This is a genomic window from Pantoea rwandensis (assembly GCF_002095475.1).
In the GTDB taxonomy this organism is placed as follows: Bacteria; Pseudomonadota; Gammaproteobacteria; order Enterobacterales; family Enterobacteriaceae; genus Pantoea; species Pantoea rwandensis.
This window is the reverse complement of record NZ_MLFR01000048.1, coordinates 1-25,844: the sequence shown is the minus strand read 5'-3', so window position 1 is coordinate 25,844 and position 25,844 is coordinate 1. Positions and strand designations below refer to the sequence as shown.

General features: G+C 52.4%; 22 protein-coding genes and 1 riboswitch. Of the genes, 6 read left to right on the top strand and 16 right to left on the bottom strand.

All coding sequences use genetic code 11. The features are described from left to right. The first annotated feature begins 366 nt into the window (after window positions 1-366). Both purH and purD read left to right on the top strand, forming a co-directional pair. Window positions 367-1,956, top strand: coding sequence for a bifunctional phosphoribosylaminoimidazolecarboxamide formyltransferase/IMP cyclohydrolase (purH, locus tag HA51_RS25885; protein WP_084938311.1), 1,590 nt, complete (start codon window positions 367-369; stop codon window positions 1,954-1,956). A gap of 18 nt (window positions 1,957-1,974) precedes the next feature. Then, window positions 1,975-3,255, top strand: coding sequence for a phosphoribosylamine--glycine ligase (gene purD / locus HA51_RS25880; RefSeq protein ID WP_084938310.1), 1,281 nt, complete (start codon window positions 1,975-1,977; stop codon window positions 3,253-3,255). A 26-nt stretch (window positions 3,256-3,281) separates the two neighbouring features. On the opposite strand, the gene HA51_RS25875 is transcribed toward purD, so the two are convergent. The 6 genes from HA51_RS25875 to nudC all read right to left on the bottom strand — a co-directional run bounded on the left by HA51_RS25875 (window position 3,282) and on the right by nudC (window position 7,682). After that, window positions 3,282-3,947 (bottom strand): DUF1481 domain-containing protein, encoded by a 666-nt coding sequence (locus HA51_RS25875; protein ID WP_084938309.1) that lies wholly within the window; start codon window positions 3,945-3,947, stop codon window positions 3,282-3,284. Window positions 3,948-4,016: 69 nt separating this feature from the next. Continuing rightward, entirely contained in the window at window positions 4,017-4,289 is a 273-nt protein-coding gene (gene hupA / locus HA51_RS25870; protein WP_084938308.1) for a nucleoid-associated protein HU-alpha, read from the bottom strand. Window positions 4,290-4,477: 188 nt separating this feature from the next. Further along, entirely contained in the window at window positions 4,478-5,068 is a 591-nt protein-coding gene (locus tag HA51_RS25865) for a YjaG family protein (protein ID WP_084938307.1), read from the bottom strand. 62 nt (window positions 5,069-5,130) lie between these two features. Then, window positions 5,131-5,799, bottom strand: coding sequence for a deoxyribonuclease V (gene nfi, locus HA51_RS25860; RefSeq protein ID WP_084938306.1), 669 nt, complete (start codon window positions 5,797-5,799; stop codon window positions 5,131-5,133). Window positions 5,800-5,801: 2 nt separating this feature from the next. Further along, window positions 5,802-6,869: a uroporphyrinogen decarboxylase gene (hemE, locus tag HA51_RS25855; protein ID WP_084938305.1), complete on the bottom strand. Its 1,068-nt coding sequence runs from the start codon at window positions 6,867-6,869 to the stop codon at window positions 5,802-5,804. A 39-nt stretch (window positions 6,870-6,908) separates the two neighbouring features. Next, window positions 6,909-7,682: an NAD(+) diphosphatase gene (gene nudC / locus HA51_RS25850; RefSeq protein WP_084938304.1), complete on the bottom strand. Its 774-nt coding sequence runs from the start codon at window positions 7,680-7,682 to the stop codon at window positions 6,909-6,911. 88 nt (window positions 7,683-7,770) lie between these two features. Between nudC and rsd the strand changes: the two genes are divergently transcribed. The 3 genes from rsd (at window position 7,771) to thiE (ending at window position 11,292) form a co-directional block, all read left to right on the top strand. Continuing rightward, window positions 7,771-8,277 (top strand): sigma D regulator, encoded by a 507-nt coding sequence (gene rsd, locus HA51_RS25845; protein ID WP_084938303.1) that lies wholly within the window; start codon window positions 7,771-7,773, stop codon window positions 8,275-8,277. Window positions 8,278-8,530: 253 nt separating this feature from the next. Continuing rightward, window positions 8,531-8,631, top strand: a riboswitch (TPP riboswitch). A 91-nt stretch (window positions 8,632-8,722) separates the two neighbouring features. Beyond that, entirely contained in the window at window positions 8,723-10,648 is a 1,926-nt protein-coding gene (thiC, locus tag HA51_RS25840; RefSeq protein WP_084938302.1) for a phosphomethylpyrimidine synthase ThiC, read from the top strand. Then, the gene (gene thiE, locus HA51_RS25835) at window positions 10,645-11,292 is read left to right on the top strand and encodes a thiamine phosphate synthase (protein WP_084938301.1); all 648 of its coding nucleotides are present in this window, start codon (window positions 10,645-10,647) and stop codon (window positions 11,290-11,292) included. The genes thiC and thiE overlap by 4 nt, the downstream gene beginning before the upstream one ends. A gap of 156 nt (window positions 11,293-11,448) precedes the next feature. Here thiE and HA51_RS25830 read toward each other — a convergent pair whose 3' ends face one another. Further along, complete coding sequence (locus tag HA51_RS25830; protein WP_084938300.1) at window positions 11,449-12,903, bottom strand: aminotransferase-like domain-containing protein; 1,455 nt, start codon at window positions 12,901-12,903, stop codon at window positions 11,449-11,451. Between the two features lie 174 nt (window positions 12,904-13,077). On the opposite strand from HA51_RS25830, the gene HA51_RS25825 reads away from it, so the two are divergent. Then, window positions 13,078-13,266, top strand: a complete 189-nt coding sequence (locus tag HA51_RS25825) for a YjiS-like domain-containing protein (RefSeq protein WP_084938299.1) — start codon at window positions 13,078-13,080, stop codon at window positions 13,264-13,266. A gap of 60 nt (window positions 13,267-13,326) precedes the next feature. Here the strand turns inward: HA51_RS25825 and rpoC are convergent, their stop codons facing one another. The 9 genes from rpoC to HA51_RS25780 form a co-directional block, all read right to left on the bottom strand. Further along, on the bottom strand, window positions 13,327-17,550 hold the full coding sequence (gene rpoC, locus HA51_RS25820) for a DNA-directed RNA polymerase subunit beta' (protein WP_084938298.1): 4,224 nt from the start codon (window positions 17,548-17,550) through the stop codon (window positions 13,327-13,329). A 77-nt stretch (window positions 17,551-17,627) separates the two neighbouring features. Further along, window positions 17,628-21,656, bottom strand: coding sequence for a DNA-directed RNA polymerase subunit beta (rpoB, locus tag HA51_RS25815; RefSeq protein WP_084938297.1), 4,029 nt, complete (start codon window positions 21,654-21,656; stop codon window positions 17,628-17,630). 328 nt (window positions 21,657-21,984) lie between these two features. Then, complete coding sequence (rplL, locus tag HA51_RS25810) at window positions 21,985-22,347, bottom strand: 50S ribosomal protein L7/L12 (RefSeq protein ID WP_084938296.1); 363 nt, start codon at window positions 22,345-22,347, stop codon at window positions 21,985-21,987. 66 nt (window positions 22,348-22,413) lie between these two features. Further along, window positions 22,414-22,911: a 50S ribosomal protein L10 gene (gene rplJ / locus HA51_RS25805; protein WP_058973440.1), complete on the bottom strand. Its 498-nt coding sequence runs from the start codon at window positions 22,909-22,911 to the stop codon at window positions 22,414-22,416. A 352-nt stretch (window positions 22,912-23,263) separates the two neighbouring features. Beyond that, complete coding sequence (rplA, locus tag HA51_RS25800) at window positions 23,264-23,968, bottom strand: 50S ribosomal protein L1 (RefSeq protein WP_084938295.1); 705 nt, start codon at window positions 23,966-23,968, stop codon at window positions 23,264-23,266. Window positions 23,969-23,971: 3 nt separating this feature from the next. Next, on the bottom strand, window positions 23,972-24,400 hold the full coding sequence (rplK, locus tag HA51_RS25795; RefSeq protein ID WP_007886298.1) for a 50S ribosomal protein L11: 429 nt from the start codon (window positions 24,398-24,400) through the stop codon (window positions 23,972-23,974). A gap of 147 nt (window positions 24,401-24,547) precedes the next feature. Then, on the bottom strand, window positions 24,548-25,093 hold the full coding sequence (gene nusG / locus HA51_RS25790) for a transcription termination/antitermination protein NusG (protein WP_084938294.1): 546 nt from the start codon (window positions 25,091-25,093) through the stop codon (window positions 24,548-24,550). 1 nt (window position 25,094) lies between these two features. Further along, the gene (secE, locus tag HA51_RS25785) at window positions 25,095-25,478 is read right to left on the bottom strand and encodes a preprotein translocase subunit SecE (protein WP_084938293.1); all 384 of its coding nucleotides are present in this window, start codon (window positions 25,476-25,478) and stop codon (window positions 25,095-25,097) included. Window positions 25,479-25,704: 226 nt separating this feature from the next. Next, window positions 25,705-25,844, bottom strand: a 140-nt coding sequence (locus HA51_RS25780; RefSeq protein ID WP_084938292.1) for an EF-Tu C-terminal domain-related protein, incomplete at its 5' end; no start/stop codon positions are given.

Here is a 25,844-nt window from a genome sequence, read left to right as displayed (position 1 = left end):
AAGTTCTTATCGAAGCTTCCTGTCAACACCGCACTTCGTAAACCGTTGTGCCGTCTCGATGGATGCGCATTATAGGGAGTTGTTCGCAGCGCGCAACCGCTAAATTCAATAAAAACAACCGTTCGCTGCATTCCACAGCAAAACCCCGCCTTATACCCACTTACACACAGTGTTATCCACATCTGCCCCCACAAATGAATTTAGGCGAGCATCACGCAAACGTTTTCGCTACAATGCCCGGCGACGTCAAGGATGCCCCTTTTGGGGCGTTACATGAAGCAAGTGCTCTCTTCTATATAGAAAGAAACGCTAAGCTTGATGTAACGCTCTTATTTATGCGAAACAAAGCCAAGGGATAAAACCACCATGCAACAACGTCGTCCAGTACGCCGCGCTCTTCTCAGTGTTTCTGATAAAGCCGGTATCCTCGAATTTGCTCAGGCACTCTCCAGCCGTGGTGTTGAGCTGCTCTCCACAGGTGGTACTGCTCGCCTGCTGGCAGATGCGGGCCTGCCCGTTACTGAAGTTTCTGACTACACCGGTTTCCCGGAAATGATGGATGGACGCGTCAAAACGCTGCACCCGAAAGTGCATGGCGGTATTTTGGGCCGTCGCGGCACCGATGATGCGATCATGTCTGAGCACGCTATCAGCCCAATCGATATGGTGGTAGTTAACCTCTATCCCTTCGCCCAGACCGTGGCCAAACCCGACTGCTCACTGGCAGACGCGGTAGAGAATATCGATATCGGTGGCCCAACCATGGTGCGCTCCGCCGCCAAGAACCACAAAGACGTGGCGATTGTGGTGAAGAGCAGCGACTACGAGGCTATCATCGCCGAGCTAGACGCCAACGAAAACTCCCTGACGCTGGACACCCGTTTCGACCTGGCAATTAAGGCTTTCGAACATACCGCCGCTTACGACAGCATGATTGCTAACTACTTCGGTAGCTTGGTCCCTGCTTATCATAGCGACAGCAAAGAACCTGCAGGCCGCTTCCCACGTACACTGAACCTGAACTTCATTAAGAAGCAGGATATGCGTTACGGCGAGAACAGCCATCAGGATGCTGCTTTCTATATAGAAGAGAACGTGACAGAAGCCTCTGTTGCTACTGCACAGCAGGTTCAGGGCAAGGCGCTCTCCTATAACAACATCGCCGATACCGATGCTGCGCTTGAGTGTGTGAAAGAGTTTAATGAAGCGGCTTGCGTGATTGTGAAACACGCCAACCCGTGCGGCGTAGCAGTGGGCGGTTCGATTCTGGATGCCTACGAGCGCGCATACAAAACTGACCCAACTTCTGCCTTCGGCGGCATCATCGCTTTTAACCGCGAGTTAGACGAAGCCACAGCACAGGCGATCATCAGCCGCCAGTTCGTTGAAGTGATCATCGCCCCTTCAGCCAGCGAAGCGGCACTGAAAGTCACCGCAGCAAAACAGAACGTACGTGTGCTGGTATGTGGCCAGTGGCAAGGCCGTGTTGCCGCACTGGACTTCAAACGTGTTAATGGCGGTCTGCTGGTACAAGATCGCGATCTGGGCATGGTCGATGCGAGCGATCTGCGAGTGGTAACGAAGCGTCAACCAAGCGAGCAGGAATTACGTGATGCGCTGTTCTGCTGGAAAGTGGCCAAGTTCGTTAAGTCCAACGCGATTGTCTATGCGCGTGACAACATGACCATCGGTATAGGCGCCGGGCAGATGAGCCGTGTTTACTCTGCCAAAATTGCCGGTATTAAAGCAGGCGACGAAGGTTTAGAGGTCAAAGGCTCTGCCATGGCTTCAGATGCTTTCTTCCCGTTCCGTGATGGCATTGATGCCGCAGCTGCCGTCGGTATTACCTGCGTCATTCAGCCGGGCGGTTCTATCCGTGATGATGAAGTGATTGCTGCTGCCGATGAACACGGTATTGCCATGATCTTCACCGACATGCGTCACTTCCGCCATTAATAGTTTGGAGCTGAATAAATGAAAATTTTAGTCATTGGTAATGGCGGACGTGAACACGCGCTGGCATGGAAAGCAGCACAGTCACCGCTGGCAGAAACCGTCTTCGTAGCACCGGGCAATGCCGGCACGGCATTAGAACCGGCGCTACAGAACGTAGCGATTATCCCTACCGACGTGCCTGCGCTGCTGGCGTTTGCTCAGCAAGAAAACATCGACCTGACCATCGTCGGCCCGGAAGCGCCGCTGGTGATTGGCGTAGTCGATGCGTTCCGCGCTGCCGGTCTGAAGATCTTTGGCCCAACGCAGGCGGCTGCACAGTTAGAGGGCTCTAAAGCCTTCACCAAAGATTTCCTGGCACGTCAGCAGATCCCTACCGCTGAATACCAGAACTTTACCGAAGTGGAGCCTGCATTGGCTTACCTGCGTGAGAAAGGTGCGCCGATCGTTATTAAGGCGGATGGTCTGGCTGCAGGTAAAGGCGTTATCGTTGCGATGGAACTGGCTGAAGCCGAAGCGGCTGTACAAGATATGCTGGCAGGCAATGCTTTTGGCGATGCAGGCCACCGTATCGTGATTGAAGAGTTCCTTGACGGTGAAGAAGCGAGCTTTATCGTGATGGTGGATGGCGACAACGTACTGCCTATGGCCACCAGCCAGGATCATAAACGTGTTGGCGATGGCGATACCGGTCCAAACACTGGCGGCATGGGCGCTTACTCGCCAGCCCCAGTGGTAACCGATGAGATCCACCAGCGCGTCATGGATCAGATTATCTGGCCAACCGTGAACGGCATGAAAGCTGAAGGGAATACTTACACAGGTTTCCTGTATGCCGGTTTAATGATCGATAAAGCTGGTCAGCCTAAAGTCATCGAATTCAACTGCCGCTTTGGCGATCCAGAAACACAGCCGATCATGCTGCGCCTGCAGTCGGATCTGATTGAACTGTGTCTGTCAGCGGTTGATGGCAAACTGGATCAGCAAACATCCCAATGGGATCCTCGCCCATCACTGGGTGTGGTGCTGGCAGCAGGCGGTTATCCAGCCGATTACAACACTGGCGATCAGATTCACGGTTTACCGCTGGAAGAAGTGCAGGATGGCAAGGTGTTCCACGCGGGTACCACCATGAAAGATGATGTGGTCGTGACCAACGGCGGTCGTGTGCTTTGTGTGACTGCACTGGGTGAAGACGTTGCAGCCGCGCAGCAGAATGCCTATGCGCTGGCCAAACATATCTCATGGGATGGCAGCTTCTGCCGCAAAGATATCGGTTACCGCGCCATTAACCGCAAGTAATCGGGCGGGCGGCCTCAGGGCCGCCCCTAGAAATCACTCTCTTTCGGCTGCCAACTACACTCATCTTCCGGCGTTGCTCGCAACAACTGAACACCTTCTGGTGCTTCTAACCACGACACCATTAACGGCTGCGGCTGACTCCGTTGCTGCTGAGTCAATGTTCCCAATATTTCGCTATCGAACGGTGCCTTCACCATGTTGCCATCACAATCACGTACCTGTGTGCCGCCTAGCCAGTGGCCCTGACTGAGTAACACCCGTCCACTCAGCAACGCATTACTTTGCTCCAGCATACGTTGTGCGTCGAAACGATAGAGTTCAACAGTATCGCCACTGACGGCTTCACGTCGGCCAGCCAGCTGTCGCTGCATAAAGTTGAGATTGCCGAGATGGTCAAATCGCAGCGTGACATCATCAGGCTGCTTGCCCCCCATACGACGCTCTACGCTGGCCAACTTGCTCTGTTGCCAATTGTAGTCGGTCGTTTCCATGGCATCGCCATTGAAAGGGGTGTAGACGGTGCGAATGTGGATCGCTTGATGGTCACTGTTCTTGCGCCAGATGCGGACAGTGCCACGATCGGCCAGATAGCCGCTTGCCGTAAAGGCAGGGAGATCAGGAGTGGTACTACAGCCCGAGAGCAGCGCACCAATAAACAGGGCGCAAACGCGCTGAGTCATCGTATTCAGCATGACAGGCCCCTGTAGCAAAAAGGGGCGATGTCGCCCCCTCTTTAAAGCTTAAACCGCGATGCGGAAAACTTACTTAACAGCGTCTTTCAGAGCCTTACCAGAGACGAACGCAGGCACGTTAGCTGCCGCGATTTTGATCTCATTGCCAGTCTGCGGGTTGCGACCGGTACGCTCTGCGCGGTGGTTCACTTTAAAAGTACCAAAACCAACCAGTTGTACAGCATCACCTTCTTTCAGAGACTCAGTGATCGCAGCCAGGGTAGATTCCAGCGCAGCTTTAGCCTGGGTTTTTGACAGGTCAGCTTTCTCTGCGATCACGTCAATCAGTTGAGTCTTGTTCATAAGTTATCCTTAAAGTGTATTTATCGCTTGCTAAGCAACGAGTGCGAGGGAAAAGCCATATTCTGGCACTCTTCAGCCTGCACGCAAAGATAGCCACAATTTTCAGCCCCCCAAATGTAGACCAGACAGGGGGCCGATGTGAAGCCTCCAGGCGCGCTAATTCGGGCCTGAAGTCACGTTTTCTCGCCTTATTGCTGAAAAAGTATACCGATGTTACTGATTCCCGCTTCGCGCAGGTCAGAACGTAACCCCTTAATCAGCTCCAGGTCGCGCTCCTCGCAGTCTGCCAGTAGGCGAAAAATCTCCCACTGCAGATCCCATTCATCAATCACCGCCTGATTTTCACGCAGCTCTTCATCCGTCATTTCATGACCGGCTTGAGTCATTTCCAGGATGGCAACAGTCGTAATGGAGGTACGGCTGACTTCAATTGCATGCTCGAGTGTTTCACCACTTAACTGTGCATGAATGAGCTCGCTGAGTGCAACGCAAGCATCAATGGCTGGGTGCACGCCATAGACATCAAAATCATCGCCATTTGGGATGGCAGCTTCCAGCTTCTCGAGCTGACTGTCGAAATTGATTTTGGCGTCTTTGACCGTCAGGCTCTCCCAGACAAGGTCAAGGATACGACGGTAAAGCTGCGGGTCGGCAAATTCGGTCTGCTGACAGAAGGCCCAATAGTTAGGGAACATCCGCTCACACAGACAGGCCATAAAAGTCATATGCTGCCAGCTTTCCAGCTTAGCCAGACGCAAATGGACGGGGTTCTGTAACATCAAACTTACTCTCAATAGGTTAGCTGGCGGCAGTGTACCGCAAAAGCCGCGCGCAAACAGCGTTAACGCGCATTTTGCCAACGTAGAAACGCTGGACGCCCAGATGCCACCGCATCAGCCCAGCGCGTGGGTTCTGGTAAGCGGTATCCCGCTGTACATAATTCAACCCAATGCAGTGCACTGTCCAGGCTGACACGATGCCCGGTCGAGACAAACAACGGATTACAGCGCGCCTTGCTACGCCATACCCAGCCAATTTGCTCGCCTTTATCTACCAATGGCTGGCGGCTACCCGGATCGGCATCCAGTTCAGCAAACCGCCCACAGAGTTTTTTCTTCGCCACACCGATGGTTGGCACATCCACTAGCGAACCAAAATGTGCTGCCACCCCCAGCCGACGTGGGTGAGAAATACCATGGCCATCAACCAATAACAGATCAGGGCGATGCACGAGCTGCTGCCAGGCTTCCTGCAAGGCGGGCATTTCGCGAAAGGAGAGGAAACCGGGAATGTAGGGCATCGTCGTCGGAATACGGGCGATACGATGTTCAACCAGCGTTAGCGAAGGGTACTCTAGAATGACGACAGCAGCGCGGGTCACTTCCCCGCCCTGCTCAAATCCCACATCCGCCCCACCGATAAAGCGTGGCGGTAACACCTCGAAATCGTCTTGCCGCACCACTTTCGTGGCGAGTATTAACTGCTCCTGACGTAATGCGGCTAGATCCATACTTATCCTTGGTGATATTGGCCTGACAAACGGTGTACGGCTTCAACAAAAGCACCAGCATGTTCAGGTGGCACATCCTGGTGGATACCATGGCCGAGGTTGAAGACATGGCCTTCACCTGAACCAAAGCCTTCCAGAATGCCCGCGACTTCCTGCTCAATACGCGCAGGCGGTGCATACAGCATAGACGGATCCATATTTCCCTGCAGCGCGACTTTATCGCCTACACGACGACGTGCATCGGCGATATCCGTGGTCCAGTCTAGGCCCAGCGCATCACAACCGGTGGCAGCCATTGCCTCCAGCCACTGGCCTCCCCCTTTGGTAAACAGGGTAATGGGCACGCGGCGGCCTTCATTCTCGTGCAGCACGCTATCGACGATTTTGTGCATGTAATACAGCGAGAACTCACGATAATCGCGACCCGTCAGGACACCGCCCCATGTGTCGAATACCATGATCGATTGCGCACCGGCTTTGATTTGGGCATTAAGATAGAGAATGACGCTGTCGGCCAGTTTATCCAGCAACTTGTGCAGGGTTTGTGGCTCGGCATACATCATCTTTTTAATTTTGGTGAATGCTTTGCTGCTACCGCCTTCGACCATATAAGTTGCCAGCGTCCACGGGCTGCCAGAGAAGCCGATCAGCGGTACTTCGCCTTTCAGGTTATGGCGAATAGTACGCACCGCATTCATCACATAGCCCAACTCCCCTTCCGGATCCGGAATCGGCAGCTTGTCGACATCTGCACGACAGGTAATAGGGTTCGAGAAGCGCGGGCCCTCGCCCGTTTCGAAATAGAGCCCCAGTCCCATCGCATCAGGAATGGTCAGGATATCGCTGAAGAGGATCGCTGCATCCAGCGCATAGCGACGCAGCGGCTGCAACGTGACTTCACACGCCAGCTCAGCATTCTTACACAGCGACATAAAATCACCGGCTTCAGCACGCGTGGCTTTGTACTCCGGTAAATAACGCCCGGCTTGTCGCATCATCCACACCGGGGTGACATCTACCGGCTGACGTAACAGGGCGCGCAGATAACGATCGTTCTTCAGTTCACTCATAATGGGCTCTCTCATGCTAAGGCCGCCAGTGTAGCATTTTCACGACGCGCTGGCGCGACACAGGGCAACGGTATCTTCAATCAAGCGGCGTGCAACCGTGCCCGGTGGCGGTAACAAGGGCAAATCGTCATAGCGATACCAGCCTGCATCCAGCAACTCTTTGCCATCATGCTGCAGCTCACCGCCCTCGTATTCGGCCATAAACGCCATCATCAACGAATGAGGAAACGGCCACGGCTGCGAAGTGACGTAACGGACATTTTTAACGCGTACGTTGCTCTCTTCCATTACTTCACGCGCGACGGCCTGCTCCAGCGTTTCCCCCACCTCAACAAAGCCAGCCAAAACTGTGTAAATGTTATTGCGATGACGCGCATGGTTGGCGAGCAGAATCTCATCACCCCTACGAATCGCCACGATGATGCACGGCGCAATTTGCGGATAATAGCGCTCGCGGCAGTGGTTACACAGGCAGGCAAATTCACGTTTACTGAGGTGCATTTCGTGGCCACAGTACCCACACCAGCGATGGGATCGGTAGAACTCAGCAAGTTGTACTCCGCGCCCAGCGATCTGGAACAAGCCGACATCTTCGTCGATCAACTGGCGAACTGACCCCATGTTGTCAGCGCGTGATTCACGCACTAACCAGACATTCTCACCTTGCCACTCACCTATCAAAATACCAGTGCTACCCGCGAGGCCAAAATCATCCGATAAGCCATGCGGCAGTTCGCCATGTGGCAACCAAAGTTTTTGCTCATGGCTGACAATCCACCAGCCAGCGTCTACGCTTGAGATCTCACGTTGCATCTTATTCGTTGTCCTTAGCGTCAAATGGTACGCTGAAAGCCTGATGTTAAGAGTGTAATGAACAACTATAACTCACCTGGAGCCCCGTATGCTTACCCAGTTAGAGAACCTGACAGAGCGTGTAGGTGGCGGTAATGAATTAGTCGACTCGTGGCTGCGTGCCCGTCGACAACTCCTCGTCACCTATTATGCGCTGATTGGCATTAAGCCAAACAAAGATGCGCTGACAGTGTTGGATGAACAGGCGCTGGATGCGTTTTGCCATAATCTGGTGGATTATCTCTCCACGGGGCACTTCAGTGTTTATGAGCGTATTATCAGCGAGATGGAGGGCGATAGCCCCTTGATTGCCGCCGCGCAAATCTATCCTTCTCTGGAAGCCAACACCGATCGCATCATGCAGTTGTATGACAGCCATCTCCAGCAGGCGATTAACGACGACAACTGCGCCGATTTCCAGAAGGCGCTGTCTGAAGTCGGCGAAGTATTGGAATCACGTTTTACGCTTGAGGATAAGCTAGTGAAGCTCGCCTGGGATAACCAGCTGGCAAGCATTCCGGTAGCAAATGAGAGCAGCATGGCACGCCCCGCTTAGCACCGAAAGATGTAAAAGACTTGTTATTCCGAAAAAGCCCTCTTATGCTGAATGGGCTTTTTTATTGAGGCCTATTCACGTTTTATGCATCTCTTTAAAGCAATCTAGAGTCAAATTTTGCGATATAAGCGTAGCGTGCGCAGCCAGTTCACGCTCGGACAGCGCGCAGGGCCGGAGCGTACACGTAGTACGTGACGGACACGAGCACTGCCCAGGCGAGAAATGGCCAGCAAAGTAGCTTATATCGTAAAATTCAACCTTGTCGGAGTGCCCTAAGGGGCTGAGACCGTTCATTCGGGATCCGCGGAACCTGATCAGGTTAGTACCTGCGAAGGGAACAAGAGTAGACATTCACAGAGCGATGCGTGTTGGCGCCCGGCATCGTCCCTGTTACTCCTTCCGAACTCTGGACAAGCAACTTATCCTTCATTTCAGGAAACTTGCTATGTCTGTTACTAAAACTTCTCGTCGTGAACAACGCGCACAAGCGCAGGAATTTATTGATTCGCTGCAAGGCACTGCTTTCCCACAATCTAAACGCATCTGGATTATCGGTAACCGTGACGATATTCGCGTGCCGATGCGCGAAATCCAGCTCAGCCCCACACATATTGGCGGCACAAAAGCGCATCCGCAGTATGAGCAGAACGAACCGGTGCCAGTGTATGACACGGCAGGGGCCTATGGCGATCCAGAAGCCACCATCGATGTACATCAAGGATTAGCCAAGTTACGTGCCAGCTGGATCGCCGAACGCGATGATAGCGAAGCGATCCATCAGCTAAGTTCCGATTACACCCAACAGCGCTTGGCCGACGAAGGTTTAGATCATCTGCGTTTCGAGCACCTGCTGCAGCCGCGCCGCGCTAAAAAAGGCCGCTGTGTGACGCAACTGCATTACGCACGACAAGGCGTTATTACACCGGAGATGGAGTTCATCGCCGTGCGGGAGAACATGGGCCGGGAACGCATTCGTGGAGAAGTGCTACTGCAACAGCACCCAGGCCATAGTTTCGGTGCCAACTTGCCGGAAAATATCACCGCTGAATTTGTGCGTCAGGAAGTCGCCAGTGGTCGTGCCATCATTCCTTCGAACATCAATCACCCAGAATCTGAACCGATGATCATTGGGCGTAACTTCCTGGTGAAAGTGAACGCCAATATTGGTAATTCTGCGGTGAGTTCGTCCATTGAGGAAGAGGTAGAGAAGCTGGTGTGGTCCACGCGTTGGGGCGCTGATACCGTGATGGATCTCTCCACGGGGCGCTATATCCATGAAACGCGTGAATGGATTTTACGTAATAGCCCAGTGCCTATTGGTACCGTGCCGATTTACCAGGCTTTGGAGAAGGTCAATGGTGTAGCAGAGGATCTCAACTGGGAGATTTTCCGTGACACCTTGCTTGAGCAGGCCGAACAGGGCGTGGATTACTTCACCATCCACGCCGGTGTACTCCTGCGCTATGTGCCGATGACCGCCAAACGACTGACGGGTATTGTCTCGCGCGGCGGATCGATCATGGCGAAATGGTGTCTGTCGCATCATCAAGAGAGTTTCCTCTATCTGCATTTCCGCGAGATCTGTGAAATTTGCGCCGCCTATGATGTTGCGCTTTCACTCGGTGATGGCCTGCGTCCTGGATCGATTCAGGACGCCAACGATGAAGCACAGTTCGCCGAGTTGCACACGTTAGGTGAGTTGACCAAGATCGCCTGGGAATATGATGTGCAGGTGATGATTGAAGGTCCAGGCCATGTGCCAATGCAGATGATCCGTCGCAATATGACCGAACAGTTGGAACACTGCCATGAAGCGCCGTTCTATACACTTGGCCCACTGACCACGGACATCGCTCCGGGGTATGATCATTTCACCTCCGGCATTGGTGCCGCCATGATAGGTTGGTTCGGCTGTGCCATGCTGTGCTACGTCACACCCAAAGAGCACCTTGGCTTGCCGAACAAGGAAGACGTGAAGCAAGGTTTGATCACCTACAAGATTGCTGCCCACGCGGCCGATCTTGCTAAGGGCCATCCTGGGGCACAAATCCGCGATAACGCGATGTCAAAAGCGCGCTTCGAATTCCGCTGGGAAGATCAGTTCAACCTGGCGCTGGATCCACACACCGCGCGAGCTTACCACGATGAAACACTGCCGCAGGAATCAGGTAAAGTGGCACACTTCTGCTCGATGTGCGGCCCTAAATTCTGTTCAATGAAAATCACTCAGGAAGTGCGCGAATATGCTGCTCGTCAGCAGGCGGAAGCCCAGCCGATTGAAATCGGCATGGCGCAGATGTCAGATGCCTTCCGCAGCCGTGGTGGCGAGGTTTATCACGCCGCCGATGCCCTTAAAGAGGAAAAAGTATGACCGACGCCTTTCCTGCTACCGCCCCAAAACTGGGGCTGTATCCCGTTGTTGATAGCGTAGAGTGGATTAAACGCTTACTGGAGGCAGGAGTTCGAACTCTCCAGTTACGGATCAAGGATTGCCAGGACCATGAAGTGGAAGATGCCGTGCGTGAGGCGATTACACTGGGTAAGCAGTATCGTGCACGTCTGTTTATCAACGATTACTGGCGTCTGGCGATTAAATACAACGCTTATGGCGTGCATCTTGGTCAGGAGGATTTAGACGTGGCCAACCTCGATGCCATTCGTCAGGCCGGATTGCGTCTCGGCTTATCTACACATGATGATGCCGAATTGGACCGTGCGCTGGCGCTGCGTCCTTCCTACATTGCACTGGGACACATTTACCCTACGCAAACCAAAGACATGCCCTCAGAACCACAGGGCGTCGTGGAACTGAAACGCCATATAGCACGTTTGCAAGATATACCGACTGTGGCGATTGGCGGTATATCCCTAGCGCGCGTACCTGAAGTTTTAGCCACCGGCGTAGGAAGCGTTGCCGTAGTGAGCGCCATTACTCAGGCGGCAGACTGGCGTCAGGCGACACAGGAGCTGCTGGCACTGGTTGAAGCAGGAACTCAGCCCGCAGAAGCGCTGTAACGTTCTGCAATCAGGGTAAATTGGCTGGAATCTCACGCGCAGTCCGCTTCCTGCGCGCTGGCGTGTTTTTCCGGTCAGGATAAAGTGTGCCTGCCCGCTGTCGCTGGCAGTGGGCCAGGGCTGGTCTACCTCTCTCTCCAGCCCTGCCTTTCCACTTTAATCAGTCAGGGATGAAGCGTGTTCCGTTTCGATATGACAGGCGTGCATGGCCTGCTCCACCGCAGCGCCAAGTTGGGCAATCGCCTGCTCAGTATGCTCATTAATGGGCAAACCATAATTCAGGCGCAGGCAATTACGGTATTTTCCCGAAGCCGAAAACAACGATCCGACCGCGACCTGAATTTTCAAAGCACGCAATTCAGTATTCAGTCGCACCGCATCGAAAGCTTCGGGCAATTCGATCCACATCAGAAAACTCCCCTGCGGACGCGAGACGCAGATCCCGCAGGGAAAATAGTGTCGCACCCAGCAACTAAAGGTTTCGTAGTTGCGCTGATACACCTGACGCATACGGCGCAGGTGCGGCAGGTAATACCCCTGACGAATAAACTCTGCTACCGCATGCTGTGGCAGCGTTGCCGTCGATCCGGTCCCGATATATTTCATGTGCAATACCCTATCGCGATAGCGACCTGGCGCTACCCACCCCACACGCAAACCGGGTGCCAGCGTTTTAGAGAAAGAGCTGCACAACAAAACGCGCCCATCCATATCCAAAGATTTAATGGTGATGGGACGTGGGTACTCCCATGCCAGTTCGCCATAAACATCATCTTCAATAATTGCCGCATCGAAACGCTGCACCAGCGTCAGCAACGTTCGCTTGCGCGCTTCCGGCATAATAAAACCGAGCGGATTATTGCAATTTGGGACCACCACCACCGCTTTAATTGGCCACTGCTCAAATGCCAGTTCCAGCGCTTCAAGGCTGATACCCGTTACCGAATCAGTAGGGATTTCAATAGCCCGAATGCCCAAGCCACGCAGCGTTTGCATGGTGCCATGGAAAGTCGGCGACTCGACGGCAATAATATCCCCAGTTTCGCATACGGCCCTGATTGAAACCGACAAGGCCTCATGACAGCCGGTGGTAATCACGATGTCTTCAGCGGTCAGTTGGCAGCCACTGTCTATGGTGAGTCGTGCCACCTGCTCACGTAAAGCGGCGACACCTAGCAGGCTGTCGTAATTCAGCAGGTCGGTATCCTGCTTCTGCGCCATGCGGCTCTGTATCTTCCACAATGGTTTTAATGTGGGTTGGGTGAGATCGGGCATACCACTGCCCAGTTGCAGTACATCCCCACAGTTACGACTACTCAATAATTCCAGTACAGATTCCCACTGTGTGATTTCAACGGGACGCTGTGCTGGGCGGGTTAGCGCTGGCATCGGCGGTGTCGCTTTACGTGTTGCCACAAAGTAGCCCGACCGAGGTTGCGGCACGATAAGCTGCTTCTCTTCCAGCAAGTGATACGCCTGCTGCACGGTACTGATACTGACACCATGCTCAATGCTCAACGTACGCACGGAGGGTAAACGTTCACCACTACGATAGAGGCCCTGCTCAATTCTGTCAGAAAGCAGACAGGCCAGATGTTGATACCGCGTCATCGTATGCTAACCCTCATCGGTAAACCGCCTAAACCAGTACAGATTGTCATTCTTTCTACCATTCAGATCCCTTGCTGTGCAATCTGTATGTTAAAGATAAGTGATTTTTGAATCTGTATTGATATGCATAAGAATCGGACAATGTCACTCAGACATCTACTGAGGGCATAGATTATGGAATTCGATCAAAACCGAGCGGCAAAACCATTTGATGTAACGCTGTTGGATATTTTCCGTGGTGCACGTAACACGATAAGAAGATGGCGTGACCGCCGTGAGACGCGAAAAATTCTGTCTCACTTAAGCGATGCACAACTGCGCGACATTGGCCTGACTCGGCACGATGTCTCTCGGAAAGGTTGACTAAAGACGAAAAAAACCCTGCCTAGGCAGGGTTTTTTATTGGTCAGCTATCGCGAACGATTATTCGTCGTCGCTACCGCCAAGACCGGCGTTCAACAGTTCAGCCAGGCTCGCAGAGGCTTCATCCGCAGTAACCTGCGGTGCAACCGGTGTTTCACCTACAGAACGGCGACGCATACGATCCTGATGGTAAGCATAACCGGTACCGGCCGGGATCAGACGACCCACGATCACGTTCTCTTTCAAGCCGCGCAGTTCATCACGCTTGCCTGCTACTGCTGCTTCGGTCAGGACACGTGTGGTCTCCTGGAACGATGCTGCAGAGATGAACGACTCGGTTGCCAGAGAGGCTTTGGTGATACCCAGCAGATCGCGCATGAAGGTTGCGCCGATTTTGCCATTCGCTTCAAGTTCACGGTTAGCGATCTTGATGCGAGAGTATTCAGCCTGCTCACCTTCAAGGAAGTCGGCACTGCCTGCGCTCGCGATGGTTGCTTTACGCAGCATCTGACGCACGATGACTTCGATGTGTTTATCGTTAATCTTAACGCCTTGCAGACGGTAAACTTCCTGCACTTCGTTAGTGATGTAACGGGTCACGGCATGGACGCCACGCAGACGCAGGATGTCGTGTGGAGACTCTGGGCCGTCAGAAACAACGTCACCACGTTCTACACGCTCACCTTCGAATACGTTCAGCTGACGCCATTTCGGAATCATCTCTTCGTACGGATCGCTACCATCAACCGGTGTGATCACCAGACGACGCTTGCCTTTGGTCTCTTTACCGAACGAGATAATACCGCTGATCTCGGCCAGAATTGCTGGCTCTTTCGGACGACGCGCTTCGAACAAGTCAGCAACGCGTGGCAGACCACCGGTGATGTCCTTGGTACCGCCAGATTCCTGGGGTACACGAGACAGGGTGTCACCAGCACTGATCTTAACGCCATCTTCCAGCTGAACAATTGCTTTGCCCGGCAAGAAGTACTGAGCTGGCATATCGGTACCAGGGATCAGAACATCATTACCGTTAGCATCGATAATTTTCAGCGCAGGACGCAGATCTTTACCGCCCGCAGTACGTTCTGCAGAATCCAGAACCACCAGCGATGACAGACCAGTCAGGTCATCAGTCTGACGAGTAATCGTCTGACCATCGATCATGTCAGTGAAGCGAATGAAACCGCCCACTTCAGTGATGACTGGCATGGTATGTGGATCCCAGTTTGCTACGGTTTCGCCCGCTGCAACCTGTGAACCATCACCTTTAGCCATGACCGCACCGTAAGGCACTTTATAGCTTTCTTTAGTACGACCGAACTCATCGATCATTTTCAGTTCGACGTTACGTGAAACGATAACCAGCTTCCCGGAGGAGTTGGTTACAGACTTCGCGTTGGTCAGCTTAATCGTACCTTTGTTCTTAACCTGGATGCTAGATTCAGCAGCCGCACGAGATGCCGCACCACCGATGTGGAATGTACGCATCGTCAGCTGTGTACCCGGCTCACCGATGGACTGAGCAGCGATAACGCCGATGGCCTCACCTTTGTTGATGATGTGACCACGTGCCAGATCGCGACCGTAGCAGTGTGCACACACACCGAAGTCGGTTTCACAGCCAACAACAGAGCGCACTTTAATGGCATCGACCGAATTATCTTCGATCACATCACACCAGTGCTCATCGATCAGCGTGTTACGCGGGATCAGGATGTCTGCAGTGCCCGGCTTCAGAACGTCTTCAGCGGTCACACGACCCAGAACGCGCTCACGCAGTGGCTCTTTAACATCGCCACCTTCGATAACCGGAGTCATCATCAGGCCTTCGAACGTGCCACAGTCATCTTCAGTAACAACCAGATCCTGCGCAACGTCTACCAGACGACGCGTCAGATAACCGGAGTTAGCGGTTTTCAGTGCGGTATCCGCAAGACCTTTACGCGCACCGTGCGTCGAGATGAAGTACTGGAGTACGTTCAGACCTTCGCGGAAGTTCGCGGTGATTGGCGTTTCGATGATTGAGCCATCTGGCTTAGCCATCAGACCACGCATACCTGCCAGCTGACGAATCTGAGCTGCAGAACCACGCGCACCGGAGTCGGCCATCATGTAGATGCTGTTGAACGACACCTGCTGCTCTTCTTCGCCGTGACGGTTGATCACGGTTTCAGTCTGCAGGTTGTCCATCATCGCCTTGGATACGCGTTCGTTCGCTGCGGCCCAGATATCGATGACTTTGTTGTAACGTTCGCCAGCAGTGACCAGACCAGACTGGAACTGTTCCTGAATCTCGGCAACTTCCGCTTCTGCTTCAGCTACGATTTCCGCTTTCTTAGCCGGGATCACCATGTCGTCGATACCAACAGACGCACCTGAACGGGCTGCGTAAGCAAAGCCGGTGTACATGGTCTGGTCAGCAAAGATAACGGTCGGCTTCAGGCCCAGGATGCGGTAACAGGTGTTCAGCATCTTGGAGATCGCTTTCTTACCCAACGCCTGGTTGACGATAGAGTAAGGCAGGCCTTTCGGTACGATCATCCACAAAATCGAACGACCAATGGTGGTGTCGATAATGCTGGTTTTCGCAACGAACTCTTCCTGCTCGTTCTTAGTGTATTCAGTAATACGCACTTTAACGCGTGCATGCAGCTCGGCCAAGCCAGCGCGATACACACGCTCAGCTTCTTTCGGGCCGGTCAGTACCATGCCTTCGCCGCGCGCATTTACTTTGTCACGGGTCATGTAGTACAGACCCAGAACAACGTCCTGAGAAGGAACGATGATTGGCTCGCCGTTCGCAGGTGACAGGATGTTGTTGGTAGACATCATCAGCGCACGCGCTTCGAGCTGAGCTTCCAGCGTCAGCGGTACGTGAACTGCCATCTGGTCACCATCGAAGTCGGCGTTATATGCCGCACAAACCAGCGGGTGCAGCTGAATTGCTTTACCTTCGATCAGAACAGGTTCGAATGCCTGAATACCCAAACGGTGCAGGGTTGGTGCACGGTTCAGCAGTACTGGGTGTTCGCGGATAACTTCGTCCAGGATATCCCAAACGACAGCTTCTTCACGCTCAACCATTTTCTTAGCAGCTTTGATGGTGGTCGCGAGGCCACGCAGTTCCAGCTTGCCGTAGATGAACGGTTTGAACAGCTCCAGTGCCATTTTCTTCGGCAGACCACACTGATGCAGACGCAGGTATGGACCTACGGTGATGACAGAACGGCCAGAGTAGTCAACACGTTTACCCAACAGGTTCTGACGGAAACGACCCTGCTTACCTTTGATCATGTCGGCCAAAGATTTCAGAGGACGTTTGTTAGAGCCAGTGATGGCACGACCACGACGGCCGTTATCCAGCAAGGCATCTACCGCTTCCTGCAGCATACGCTTTTCGTTACGTACGATGATATCTGGCGCAGCCAGATCCAGCAGACGTTTCAAACGGTTGTTACGGTTGATCACGCGACGGTACAGATCGTTCAGATCCGACGTTGCGAAACGACCACCGTCCAGCGGTACCAGCGGACGCAGATCTGGCGGCAGAACCGGCAGAACGGTCAGGATCATCCACTCTGGCTTGTTGCCAGACTGCACGAACGCTTCCAGCAGCTTGATACGCTTGGTCAGCTTTTTACGTTTGGTCTCGGAGTTGGTTTCGTTCAGCTCTTCACGCAGCTGCTCGCACTCTTGCTCCAGATCCATGTTTTTCAGCAGCGCCTGGATAGCTTCTGCACCCATCTTCGCGTCGAATTCGTCACCGAACTCTTCCAGCGCATCAAGGTACTGCTCTTCGGTCAGAATCTGACGTTTTTCCAGGTTGGTCATACCGCCTTCGATCACAACATATGATTCGAAGTACAGCACGCGCTCGATATCACGCAGTGGCATATCCAGCAGCAAGCCGATACGCGAAGGCAGTGATTTCAGGAACCAAATGTGCGCAGTTGGTGAAGCCAGTTCAATGTGGCCCATGCGCTCACGACGAACTTTGGTCTGTGTAACTTCAACGCCACACTTCTCACAGATCACGCCGCGATGTTTCAAACGCTTGTACTTACCGCAAAGGCATTCGTAATCTTTTACCGGCCCAAAGATACGGGCGCAGAAAAGACCGTCACGCTCCGGCTTGAAGGTACGGTAGTTAATAGTCTCTGGCTTTTTAACTTCACCAAAAGACCATGAACGGATCATATCTGGCGAGGCCAGAGCGATCTTGATCGCATCAAACTCTTCGGTCTTAGTTTGCGCTTTCAGAAACTTAAGTAAGTCTTTCACGGATTAGCTCCCGTCGGAGTGGAACTCTCAGGGACGCACACCGAAGTGCGCGTCCCGTAACCAGTACTTGCGAGTGCTTACTCGTCTTCCAGCTCGATGTTGATACCCAGCGAGCGGATCTCTTTCAACAGTACGTTGAAGGATTCCGGCATGCCCGGTTCCATCTGATGGTTGCCATCGACGATGTTTTTATACATCTTCGTACGGCCGTTCACGTCATCAGACTTAACGGTCAGCATTTCCTGCAGGGTATAAGCAGCACCGTATGCTTCAAGTGCCCACACTTCCATCTCACCGAAGCGCTGACCACCGAACTGCGCCTTACCACCCAGCGGCTGCTGAGTAACGAGGCTGTAAGAGCCGGTAGAACGGGCGTGCATCTTGTCGTCGACCAAGTGGTTCAGTTTCAGCATGTACATGTAACCTACGGTTACCTGACGCTCAAACTGCTCACCAGTACGGCCGTCGAACAGGGTGATCTGGCCAGAAGAAGGCAGGCCACCGAGCTGCAGCAGCTCTTTGATCTCGCTCTCTTTCGCACCATCAAACACTGGCGTTGCGATTGGCATACCTTTTTTCAGGTTCTCAGCCAGACGCAGCACTTCGTCGTCAGTGAAGGTGTTCAGATCAACTTTCTGACGCACGTCAGTGCCCAGATCGTAAGCACGCTGGATAAACTCACGCAGTTTGGCGACTTCTTCCTGCTTCTTCAGCATCGCATTGATCTTCTCACCAATGCCTTTCGCCGCCATACCCAAGTGGGTTTCCAGAATCTGACCGATGTTCATACGTGACGGTACGCCCAGCGGGTTCAGTACGATATCGACCGGCGTACCGTTCTCATCGTAAGGCATATCTTCGATCGGGTTGATCTTAGAGATAACACCCTTGTTACCGTGACGACCTGCCATCTTGTCACCAGGCTGAATCTGACGTTTAACCGCCAGGTACACTTTCACGATTTTCAGCACGCCCGGTGCCAGATCATCGCCCTGAGTGATTTTGCGACGCTTAGCTTCGAGTTTCTTCTCAAACTCGTGCTTCAGCTCGTCATACTGCTCAGCCAGCTGCTCGAGAGAGTTTTGCTTCTCTTCGTCAGTCAGGCCCAGCTCTAACCAGCGCTCGCGCGGCAGTTTGTCCAGTTTTTCAGCTTCAACGCCACCAGAGATCAGCACCGCCTGAATACGGCTGAACAGACCGGCTTCAAAGATCTGCAATTCTTCAGACAGGTCTTTCTTAACCTGCTTCAGCTGCATCTCTTCGATTTCCAGCGCACGCTTGTCTTTTTCTACGCCATCACGGGTGAAGACCTGTACGTCGATAACCGTACCGGAAACACCGTTTGGAACGCGCAGAGAAGAGTCTTTAACGTCAGACGCTTTCTCACCGAAGATCGCACGCAGCAGTTTCTCTTCTGGCGTCAGCTGGGTTTCGCCTTTCGGCGTAACTTTACCTACCAGAATGTCGCCACCGGTCACTTCCGCACCGATATACACGATACCGGATTCATCCAGTTTGGAGAGCGCAGCTTCACCCACGTTAGGGATGTCAGCGGTGATCTCTTCTGGCCCCAGCTTGGTGTCACGAGACACACACGCCAGTTCCTGGATGTGGATAGTGGTGAAACGGTCTTCCTGGACAACACGCTCAGAAACGAGGATGGAGTCTTCGAAGTTGTAACCGTTCCATGGCATGAACGCCACACGCATGTTCTGACCCAGCGCCAGTTCACCGAGGTCGGTAGACGGGCCATCTGCCAGCACGTCGCCACGCTCAATCGGCTCACCCAAGGACACACATGGCATCTGGTTGATGCAGGTGTTCTGGTTAGAACGGGTGTACTTGGTCAGGTTGTAGATGTCGATACCCGCTTCGCCCGGATACATCTCATCTTCGTTAACTTTGATAACGATACGAGAAGCATCAACGTACTGAACGGAACCGCCACGTTTCGCTACGGCAGTTACACCGGAGTCAACCGCTACTGCGCGTTCCATACCAGTACCGACCAGCGGCTTATCAGCGCGCAGGGTTGGTACGGCCTGACGTTGCATGTTCGCACCCATCAAGGCGCGGTTAGCATCATCGTGCTCCAGGAACGGGATCAGTGACGCACCGACTGAAACGACCTGCTGGGTCGAAACGTCCATGTAGTCAACTTGATCACGGCTGAACAGGCTTGATTCACCTTTGCTACGGCAGGTGACGAGATCGTCAACAAAGCTACCGTCTTCAGCAAGGTTGGTGTTCGCCTGAGCGATAACGTAGTTACCCTCTTCGATTGCAGAGAGGTAATGAATTTCATCACTCACTTTGCCGTCAACAACGCGACGATACGGAGTCTCAAGGAAGCCGTATTCGTTAGTCTGCGCGTAAACAGAAAGGGAGTTGATCAGACCGATGTTCGGACCTTCAGGCGTTTCGATTGGACATACACGACCGTAGTGGGTTGGGTGTACGTCTCGCACTTCGAAGCCTGCGCGTTCACGGGTCAGACCGCCTGGGCCCAGAGCAGAGATACGACGCTTGTGCGTGATCTCAGACAACGGGTTGTTCTGGTCCATAAACTGTGACAGCTGGCTAGAACCGAAGAACTCTTTCACCGCCGCCGAAATTGGCTTAGCGTTGATCATGTCCTGTGGCATCAGCGTATCGAGATCGCCCAGAGACAGACGCTCTTTAACTGCACGCTCAACACGTACCAGGCCAACACGGAACTGGTTCTCAGCCATCTCACCGACTGAACGGATACGACGGTTGCCGAGGTGGTCGATATCATCGACTTCGCCAATACCGTTACGGATGCCGATCAGTTTCTTCATCACCTGGATGATGTCGTCTTTGCTCAGGATACCTGAACCTTCGATTTCATCACGCAGCAGTGAACGGTTGAACTTCATACGGCCAACCGCAGAGAGATCGTAACGATCTTCTGAGAAGAACAAGTTCTCGAACAGGTTTTCTGCGGCTTCACGCGTTGGTGGCTCACCAGGACGCATCATACGGTAGATCTCAACCAGTGCGCTCAGGCGATCGCTGGTTGGGTCAACTCGCAGGGTCTCGGAGATATACGCGCCGTGATCCAAATCGTTGGTGAACAGCGTTTCAATACGCTTGTGACCTGACTGACTCAGTTTTGCCAGCAGATCCAGTGACAGCTCCATGTTTGCAGGAACGATCAGTTCACCGGTGTTCAGATCGACGTAATCTTTAGCGACAACTTTGCCAGCGATATATTCAACCGGCACTTCGATGTGCTGAATACCGTCTTTTTCCAGCTGACGAATATGACGCGCAGTAATGCGACGAGCTTTCTCAACGTAGACCGTGCCATTCGCTTCGATATCGAAGCTGGCGGTTTCACCACGCAGGCGCTCTGGCACCAACTCCATCTGCAGCTTGTTATCGCGAATTTCATAAACCACTTTATCGAAGAACAGATCGAGGATTTGTTCAGTGGTGAATTGCAGCGCGCGCAGAATGATAGTGGCCGGCAGCTTACGGCGACGGTCAATACGGACGAAGAGGTTGTCTTTCGGGTCGAATTCGAAGTCGAGCCATGAACCACGGTAAGGGATGATACGTGCGTTATACAGCACTTTACCAGACGAGTGCGTCTTACCCTTGTCGCTGTCAAAGAACACGCCAGGACTACGATGCAGCTGAGAAACAATAACACGCTCAGTACCGTTGATAACAAAGGTACCGTTGTCGGTCATGAGTGGAATTTCACCCATGTACACTTCTTGTTCTTTGATGTCTTTTACGGTGCCTTCCGGCGCTTCACGCTCGTAGATCACCAGACGCAGTTTCACGCGCAGCGGTGCCGAATAGGTCACGCCACGGATCTGACATTCTGTTACGTCAAAGACCGGCTCACCCAAACGGTAGCTGACATACTGCAACTCAGAGTTGCCGCTGTAGCTTGAGATTGGGAATACGGAGCGGAAGGCTGCTTCCAGACCGTATTGGCCTTCTGGATCTTGCTCGATAAACTTCTGGAACGAGTCAAGCTGGATAGAAAGGAGATAAGGTATGTCCAGAACTTGTGGACGTTTACCAAAATCCTTACGAATACGTTTTTTCTCGGTATAGGAGTAAACCATAGGGTTCCTCAGCTAGCTGACATGTCGAACCACGCTGTCCGTCCTGAAGGGACAGTTCATGCAACACTATTTTGTTTTTCATGCGATGCGTAACACCCCATGCAATACATCTTTCTATCACTCTTAAATCATTTCATCGCCGTTGTGGAGGCAGGGAACCTTCACAGGAGAGCGATATATTAAGTCGTAGATAGAAAAAGATATTGAAGAGAAACAATGGACAAACAGTGCGAAACGCCATCATTCCCCTGTAGCGCAAAAAGGCTGGTGACCAAAAAGTCACCAGCCATCAGCCTAATGTTACTCAGGCTGCAACCCGAGGGTTGTCTTACTTAACTTCAACTTCAGCGCCAGCTTCTTTCAGCAGTGCTTCAAGAGCAGCTGCGTCATCTTTGCTGATGCCTTCTTTGATAGTACCGGTCGCTTCAACCAGGTCTTTAGCTTCTTTCAAGCCCAGACCAGTTGCAGTACGTACTGCTTTGATTACTGCAACTTTGTTCGCGCCAACAGCTTTCAGAATAACGTCGAATTCAGTTTTTTCTTCAACAGCTTCAGCTGGGCCAGCAGCAACAGCTACAGCAGCAGCAGCAGAAACGCCGAATTTTTCTTCCATAGCAGAAACCAGCTCAACTACTTCCATTACGGACATAGCTGCTACTGCTTCCAGAATTTGATCTTTAGTGATAGACATATCGATTGTTCCTAAAAAACAGAAAAAGTTTATACGTTAGCAAGTACGAAGGAAAAGAAGTTGGCCTTAAGCCGCTTCTTTTGCATCGCGTACAGCAGCCAGAGTGCGAACCAATTTGCCAGCAGCGGCTTCTTTCATGGTCGACATCAGGCGTGCCAATGCTTCTTCGTAAGTCGGCAGAGTTGCCAGACGGTCAATATTGGCCGCCGTGATCAGCTCACCTTCAAAGGCTGCAGCTTTGACCTCAAATTTTGCATTCGCTTTCGCGAAATCTTTGAACAAGCGAGCAGCAGCGCCCGGGTGTTCCATAGAGTATGCAATCAGGGTCGGACCAACAAACGTGTCTTTCAGGCACTCGAAAGGAGTACCTTCAACGACGCGGCGCAGCAAGGTGTTACGAACAACACGCATGTAAACGCCAGCTTCACGGCCTGCTTTACGCAGTTCGGTCATTTTATCAACGGTAACGCCACGGGAATCCGCAACAACCGCTGAAAGCGCGCCTTTGGCTACTTCGCTAACTTCAGCAACAATCGCTTGTTTGCCTTGAAGATTTAATGCCATTAGCTTTTGCTCCTGGATTTGACCGGGAAAAATTTCCCGGAACTCACTTCACTCAACTACCCGAAGGTAAAGAGCGCTATTACACGGTGAGCAGAATCCAGCGAAGAAAATAATTCTTTTTGGTTCTGTCACCGTCTACGCAGGATATTAAGCAAGCTATCCGAAGATAATCCCGCTCCTGCGGTCTTGGACGGAGGCCAGGATAAGGCCTGGCTCCAACCTAAGTCATTGAGCAATTAGGCCATTACGCTTTGTTACTCAGTGACTCTGAATCTGGGTTCTGAATTGAGTCATCAACCAGAACAACGGGCGTAAGATTCTAGATGAATTTTTCGCCCGTTTCAAGCAGCAATTAGTTTGCTACGGCAGTCAGACCAGCCTGGTCAACGGCAACGCCGGCGCCCATGGTGGTAGAGATGCTAACTTTCTTGATGTATACGCCTTTAGCCTGTGAAGGTTTAGCTTTTTTCAGCGCAACCAACAGAGATTCCAGGTTTTCTTTCAGTTTGTCAGCATCAAAGTCCACTTTACCAATGGTAGTGTGGATGATGCCGTTTTTGTCGTTACGATAACGAACCTGACCTGCTTTAGCGTTTTTCACTGCTTCAGCAACGTTAGGAGTTACAGTACCAACTTTAGGGTTTGGCATCAGGCCACGTGGACCCAGAACCTGGCCCAACTGGCCAACAACGCGCATTGCATCTGGAGATGCAATAACAACGTCAAAGTTCATTTCGCCTTTTTTGATCTGGTCAGCCAGATCTTCCATACCTACCAGCTCAGCGCCAGCTGCTTTAGCAGCTTCTGCGTTTGCGCCTTGGGTAAATACAGCAACACGTACTGAACGACCAGTACCGTGTGGCAGAACAGTCGCGCCGCGAACGTTCTGGTCTGATTTACGTGCATCAATGCCGAGGTTGACAGCAACGTCAACGCTTTCAACGAACTTGGCAGTAGCCAGTTCTTTCAGCAGAGCAATAGCTTCAGCGATGTCGTACTGCTTGGTCGCGTCTACTTTGTCACGGATTACGCTCATGCGCTTGGTCAGCTTAGCCATTTCTTAATCCTCTACTACCAGGCCCATGGAACGTGCAGTACCTTCGATAGAGCGAGTCATCGCTTCTACGTCAGAACCAGTCATGTCCGCAGCTTTAGTTTCTGCGATTTCACGTACCTGAGCACGAGAAACTTTACCGACTTTATCTTTGTTCGGCTTACCTGAACCAGACTTGATGCCCGCTGCTTTTTTCAGCAGAACGGCAGCAGGAGGGGTTTTGGTAACGAAGGTGAAAGAACGGTCGCTGTATACAGTGATAACAACTGGAGTAGGCAGGCCTTTCTCCAGAGATTCTGTTTTGGCGTTAAACGCTTTACAGAATTCCATGATGTTAACACCCTGCTGACCCAGAGCTGGACCAACAGGTGGACTTGGGTTCGCCATACCAGCTGCAACTTGCAGCTTGACGTAGGCTTGTACTTTCTTAGCCATGATAATTCCTCAAATGGGTTATAGCGCCTGAAAACAGGCTCCCCGTGGTTACGATTTACACGCTATTGCTAGCGCATAAAAACAAAAGGCGCGAAATTATAGGTAAATTTCGCGCCTTCCGCAAGAGCTAAAAAGTGAACAAAAGGGTTAACCTTTCTCCACCTGAGCAAAGTCGAGTTCTACTGGTGTTGCACGGCCAAAGATGGAAACAGAGACCTTCAAGCGGCTCTTCTCGTAATCCACTTCTTCGACCACACCATTGAAGTCGGCAAAAGGACCGTCGCTGACGCGCACCATCTCGCCTGGTTCGAACAGCGTTTTTGGACGCGGCTTATCACCCACCTGCTGCAGGCGGTTCATAATCGCATCGACTTCTTTATCACTAATCGGCGCAGGACGGTCAGAAGTGCCGCCAATGAAGCCCATGACACGTGGTACGCTACGCACTAAGTGCCAGCTGGCATCATTCATCACCATCTGCACCAGCACATAACCAGGGAAGAACTTACGTTCGCTTTTGCGGCGCTGGCCACCACGGATTTCAACGACTTCTTCAGTCGGCACCATGACTTCACCAAACAGCTCTTCCATGTTGTGCAGTTTGATATGCTCTTGCAGCGACTTCGCTACGCGGGCTTCAAAACCGGAGAACGCCTGAACGACGTACCAGCGTTTTTTTGGAGCTTCAGACATCTCAGAACCTCAGGCCAGTGATAAACGATACCAGACGGACCAGAATTCCATCCAGCCCCCACAAAATCAGAGACATCACGGCAGTGACCGCGGCAACGATTAACGTGGTGTGCAATGTTTCCTGGCGAGTCGGCCAAATGACCTTACGCATTTCGGTTCTTGCTTCACGAGCAAAAGCCACAGTCGCTTTGCCTTTGATAGTCAGCAACGCAATGCCGCCAGCCGCAGCAATCAGTACTACGACAGCCAGCGCGCGCAGAGGCAGCGTAATGTCGCGATAAAGATAATTGCCAACGATTGCTACTAAGAGCAATGCGATGACAGCAACCCATTTTACCGCTTCCAGGCCGCGCCCGCTCCCTTGAGCTTCGGTATTCGCACTCATAAACCAACCTGCCACAATAATTCAGAAACAATTCTGCCCCGCAGAGTGAGGCATCCAAACCGAATGAGCTTTTGGGCGTACTCGGTATCCGACGCCGTAAACCAGAGCCTGTCTCAGCAATGATTATGATCGAAAATCACTGATGAGCCAGGTTCTATGTAACAGCGTACAAAAAGGGCATCAAATGATGCCCTTTCCGTATGCATTGCGTCAAATGTTATCGCAATTAAGCGATAATTTCAGCAACAACGCCCGCACCAACAGTACGGCCGCCTTCACGGATTGCGAAACGCAGACCCTGATCCATAGCGATTGGCTTGATCAATGTAACGGTCATTTTTACGTTGTCGCCTGGCATTACCATTT

What these genes read in the sequence shown, in the direction of transcription:
- rplA (WP_084938295.1), bottom strand. Translation starts at nt 23,968, where the DNA reads ATGGCTAAGCTGACCAAGCGCATGAGCGTAATCCGTGACAAAGTAGAC.
- HA51_RS25875 (WP_084938309.1), bottom strand. Translation starts at nt 3,947, where the DNA reads ATGCTGAATACGATGACTCAGCGCGTTTGCGCCCTGTTTATTGGTGCG.
- rplJ (WP_058973440.1), bottom strand. Translation starts at nt 22,911, where the DNA reads ATGGCATTAAATCTTCAAGGCAAACAAGCGATTGTTGCTGAAGTTAGC.
- nfi (WP_084938306.1), bottom strand. Translation starts at nt 5,799, where the DNA reads ATGGATCTAGCCGCATTACGTCAGGAGCAGTTAATACTCGCCACGAAA.
- nudC (WP_084938304.1), bottom strand. Translation starts at nt 7,682, where the DNA reads ATGCAACGTGAGATCTCAAGCGTAGACGCTGGCTGGTGGATTGTCAGC.
- rplK (WP_007886298.1), bottom strand. Translation starts at nt 24,400, where the DNA reads ATGGCTAAGAAAGTACAAGCCTACGTCAAGCTGCAAGTTGCAGCTGGT.
- thiC (WP_084938302.1), top strand. Translation starts at nt 8,723, where the DNA reads ATGTCTGTTACTAAAACTTCTCGTCGTGAACAACGCGCACAAGCGCAG.
- secE (WP_084938293.1), bottom strand. Translation starts at nt 25,478, where the DNA reads ATGAGTGCGAATACCGAAGCTCAAGGGAGCGGGCGCGGCCTGGAAGCG.
- rplL (WP_084938296.1), bottom strand. Translation starts at nt 22,347, where the DNA reads ATGTCTATCACTAAAGATCAAATTCTGGAAGCAGTAGCAGCTATGTCC.
- HA51_RS25830 (WP_084938300.1), bottom strand. Translation starts at nt 12,903, where the DNA reads ATGACGCGGTATCAACATCTGGCCTGTCTGCTTTCTGACAGAATTGAG.
- purD (WP_084938310.1), top strand. Translation starts at nt 1,975, where the DNA reads ATGAAAATTTTAGTCATTGGTAATGGCGGACGTGAACACGCGCTGGCA.
- nusG (WP_084938294.1), bottom strand. Translation starts at nt 25,093, where the DNA reads ATGTCTGAAGCTCCAAAAAAACGCTGGTACGTCGTTCAGGCGTTCTCC.
- HA51_RS25865 (WP_084938307.1), bottom strand. Translation starts at nt 5,068, where the DNA reads ATGTTACAGAACCCCGTCCATTTGCGTCTGGCTAAGCTGGAAAGCTGG.
- hemE (WP_084938305.1), bottom strand. Translation starts at nt 6,869, where the DNA reads ATGAGTGAACTGAAGAACGATCGTTATCTGCGCGCCCTGTTACGTCAG.
- HA51_RS25825 (WP_084938299.1), top strand. Translation starts at nt 13,078, where the DNA reads ATGGAATTCGATCAAAACCGAGCGGCAAAACCATTTGATGTAACGCTG.
- rpoB (WP_084938297.1), bottom strand. Translation starts at nt 21,656, where the DNA reads ATGGTTTACTCCTATACCGAGAAAAAACGTATTCGTAAGGATTTTGGT.
- hupA (WP_084938308.1), bottom strand. Translation starts at nt 4,289, where the DNA reads ATGAACAAGACTCAACTGATTGACGTGATCGCAGAGAAAGCTGACCTG.
- thiE (WP_084938301.1), top strand. Translation starts at nt 10,645, where the DNA reads ATGACCGACGCCTTTCCTGCTACCGCCCCAAAACTGGGGCTGTATCCC.
- rsd (WP_084938303.1), top strand. Translation starts at nt 7,771, where the DNA reads ATGCTTACCCAGTTAGAGAACCTGACAGAGCGTGTAGGTGGCGGTAAT.
- purH (WP_084938311.1), top strand. Translation starts at nt 367, where the DNA reads ATGCAACAACGTCGTCCAGTACGCCGCGCTCTTCTCAGTGTTTCTGAT.